A 3689-nucleotide genomic window follows, 5' to 3' on the forward strand; every position below is an offset into this window, starting at 1 on the left:
CGACCTGTGGATCAGCGGCGCGACACCCGCGCCCACCATCAAGATGGTGATGCAACAGGAGCGGTTGAACCTGCCGGTGCTGCCGACCACCACGATCGGCTCCTACCCGCAGACCAGCCGGATCCGGGTGGCGCGGGCCGAGCTGCGTCGCGGCGAGATCGACCAGGTCGAGTACGACGCCCGCATGCGGGCCGAGATCGCCGAAGTCATTGCGCTGCAAGAGGAGATCGGCCTCGATGTGCTGGTGCACGGCGAGCCGGAGCGCAACGACATGGTGCAGTACTTCGCCGAGCAACTCGACGGTTTCGCGGCCACGGTCAACGGCTGGGTGCAGTCCTACGGCACCCGCTGCGTGCGCCCGCCGATCGTCTACGGCGATGTCGTACGCCCGGCGGTGATGACCGTGGACTGGATCACCTACGCGCAGTCGCTGACCGACAAGCCGGTCAAGGGCATGCTCACCGGTCCGGTCACCATCCTGGCCTGGTCGTTCATCCGTGACGACCAGCCGCTGGCCGATACGGCTCGCCAGATCGCGCTGGCCATCCGGGACGAGACGGTCGATCTGGAGGCCGCCGGTGTCGGCATCATTCAGGTGGACGAGCCCGCGCTGCGAGAGTTGCTCCCGCTGCGCAAGGCCGATCAGGCCGAGTACTTGGAGTGGGCGGTCGACGCGTTCCGGCTGTCCACCTCCGGGGTCGCCGACGCCACCCAGATCCACACGCACCTGTGCTATTCGGAGTTCGGTGAGGTGATCGGGGCGATCGCGGGTTTGGATGCCGATGTCACCTCCATCGAGGCTGCCCGCTCGCACATGGAGGTGCTCGACGATCTGAACGCCGCGGGCTTCGATCTCGGGGTGGGTCCGGGCGTCTACGACATCCACTCGCCGCGTGTGCCCGGTGCCGAGGAGATCGAGAAGTCGCTCGAACGAGCGCTGAAAGCCGTTCCGGCCGAACGGCTCTGGGTCAACCCCGACTGCGGTCTGAAGACCCGACGCACCGACGAGGTGACCGCCTCGCTGCGCAACCTGGTCGCGGCGGCCAAGTCGCTGCGCTGATATCGCGCCGGGGTGCCCGTTCGGCGGGCACCCCGGCCGGTCGCGGCTCTCACTACCGAACACGAGGCGAGAATGTATTACCTACCCACGGCGGAACAGGCGAGGACGGCATGGTCCGCACGCCGTTCGCCGACATCTTCCGGCAGCCGGTCCGTCGTTCAGAGCCTGCGGGCGCATTCCGGCGTGCGCGTGCCGTTCTCGGTGGAGTTCAATCCGCCCCGGGACGCGCTGGGCGAGGCCCGCCTGTGGCGCGCCGTGCGCGAATTCGAGCGCATGCACCCGGCTTTCGTGTCCATGACCTACGGCGCGGGTGGTTCCACCAAGGACCGCACCGCACGCATCACCGGCCAGTTGGCGCAGCAGACCACCCTGCTGCCGGTCGCGCACCTGACGGCCGTGGGGCACAGCCTCGCCGAGCTGCGGGCGCTGGTCGGCTCCTACGCCGACTGCGGAATCCGCAACATGCTGGTGCTGCGCGGGGATCCGCCGGGTGATCCGCTCGGGGAGTGGCGCAGGCACCCTGAAGGCGTCGAGTACGCCGAGGAACTGGTGCGGATCGTGCGCGATCTCGGCGATTTCAAGGTCGGGGTGGCGTCGTTCCCGCAGGGGCATCACCGTTCCCCGGACCTGGCGTCCGATACCGCGTTCCTGGTCGCGAAACTGCGTGCCGGAGCGGACTATTCGATCACTCAGATGTTCTTCGACCCGGAACACTATCTGCGCCTGCGCGATCGGGTCGCCGCGCACGATCCGATCGAGGGCGCGAAACCGATCATTCCCGAGCTCATGCCGATCACCTCGCTGCGCTCGGTGCGGCGCGCGGTCGAGCTGTCGGGTCGCGCACTGCCCGCGACGGTGTTGAGCCGTCTCCAGCAGGCGGCGGGCGACGGGCCGGAGGAGAACCGTGCCGCGGTGCGGGCGGCCGGAATCGAGATCGCCACCGAGATGGCGCAGCGGCTCATCGACGAGGGCGCGCCGTGCCTGCACTTCATCACCCTCAACTTCGCCAAGGCGACCACCGAGGTGCTGACCAACCTGGGCTATGAAGTCACCGCCGCCCCGATGATCGCCTGACCCTCAGGCGAGCGCGCCTTCGATCTTCAAGCGGGGGTGGTGGGGACGTAAGGGATGTGCTGGGAGCTGTTGTCGTCCACGCGAATCGGGCGACCGAGCTGGGGAAAGGCGCGCTGAGCGCAGTCGGTGCGCTCGCAGACCTTGCAGCCCGCGCCGATCGGGACGGCGGTGCGCGGGTCCTCGATGGGCAGCCCGTGGGAGTAGACGAGCTTGTCGGCGTAGGCCAGGTCGCAGCCCAGGCCGATGGCGAAATCGCGTTTGGGGGAGAGGAATCCGGGCGTCTTCTCATCCGTCGTCCGGGCCAGCCACAGATAGTTGCGGCCGTCGGGCATTCGCGCGATCTGGGTGCGGATGCTGCCTGGGGTGGAGAACGCCTCGTGAACCACCCACAGCGGGCAGCTGCCGCCCACCCGGGAGAAGTGGAACGCGGTGGCGGACTGGCGTTTCGAAATATTCCCGGCGCGGTCGGTGCGCACGAAGAAGAACGGCACCCCGCGCTTGCCCGGGCGCTGCAACGTCGACAGGCGATGGCAGACGGTCTCGAAGCCGACCTCGAACTTCGCGGCCAACAATTCGATGTCGTAGCGCAGAGTTTCGGCGGAACTCCAGAATTCGGTGTAGGGCAGGATCAGCGCACCGGCGAAATAGTTGGCCAGCCCGATCCGCAGCAGGCCACGGGACTGCTCGGGCATGGTCTCGGCCTCACCGATCAGGTCGGCGATGGGCTCGGCCTGGGTGAGAAAAGCCAGTTGGGTCGCCATTTGGAAGGCCCGCTGACCCGGGGAGAGTCGGCGCGCGATGGTGAGCACCCGCGATTCCGGGTCGTAGCGGCGCTTGGGTCCAGGCTGTGCCGGATCATCGGTGCGGATCACCACCGTGATGTCGAATCGGTCCCGCAGCAGCCGGGTCAGTTGCAGGTCCAGCCCGCCCAGGGTCAAGTCGTTGCGCGCGAACAGTTCCTCGGCCGCGAGATCGAGCGCGGGGATGTGGTTGCGGCGATCGTAAAAGTAGTCGCGCACATCCTCATACGGCATGACGGTGGCGGAATCGATGGCGACACCGTCGATTCCGGCGGAGACCCGCTCCATCTGCTCGGTCGCGCCGCGCAACCGTCGATGCAGGCCGACCAGCAGGCGCGCGGCGGCCGGGACGCGGGCGATGAGGTCGTCCATCTCGGCGCTGGTGATAGCGGCGCCGTCGGGGTCCTCGGCGAAGACATCCTGGAGGTCGGCGATCAGTCGCGCGTCGGTGTCGGCGGCGAAGAAGGCCATGTCCAGATCGAAGCGGGCGTTGAGGCGCAGCAGCACCGGCAATGTCATCGGGCGCTGATCGTGTTCGAGCTGATTGATGTAGCTGACGGAAAGCTCCAGCGCCTTGGCCAACGCCGACTGGGAGAGCCCGCGCTGTTCACGCAGTGAACGCAACCGTGCCCCCGCGTACATCTTCTGCATGAGAGCAATCTAGCAAGACGAGCTTTCACAACTTTCACAGTTTCACAGCTTCCCTTCCGCAAAATTAGGCATTTGCGGGGGATTTCAGGTGTGCCACGTGCTGT

The 3689-nt window shown here is 67.2% G+C and carries 3 protein-coding genes; 2 read left to right on the forward strand and 1 reads right to left on the reverse strand.

Annotation, left to right across the window (positions count from 1 at the left end; genetic code table 11):
* Together metE and ACWELQ_RS40845 are read left to right on the forward strand one after the other, a co-directional pair.
* Positions 1-1060, forward strand: a 1060-nt coding sequence (gene metE, locus ACWELQ_RS40840) for a 5-methyltetrahydropteroyltriglutamate--homocysteine S-methyltransferase (RefSeq protein ID WP_452402352.1), incomplete at its 5' end; no start/stop codon positions are given.
* Positions 1061-1132: 72 nt separating this feature from the next.
* A complete protein-coding gene (locus ACWELQ_RS40845) occupies positions 1133-2134 on the forward strand; it encodes a methylenetetrahydrofolate reductase (RefSeq protein WP_452402353.1) in 1002 nt (333 codons plus the stop codon).
* A gap of 26 nt (positions 2135-2160) precedes the next feature.
* Here ACWELQ_RS40845 and ACWELQ_RS40850 read toward each other — a convergent pair whose 3' ends face one another.
* Complete coding sequence (locus tag ACWELQ_RS40850; RefSeq protein ID WP_452402354.1) at positions 2161-3585, reverse strand: short-chain fatty acyl-CoA regulator family protein; 1425 nt, start codon at positions 3583-3585, stop codon at positions 2161-2163.
* Positions 3586-3689 lie beyond the last annotated feature (104 nt).

The sequence above is a fragment of the Nocardia sp. NPDC004722 genome (assembly GCF_053601505.1).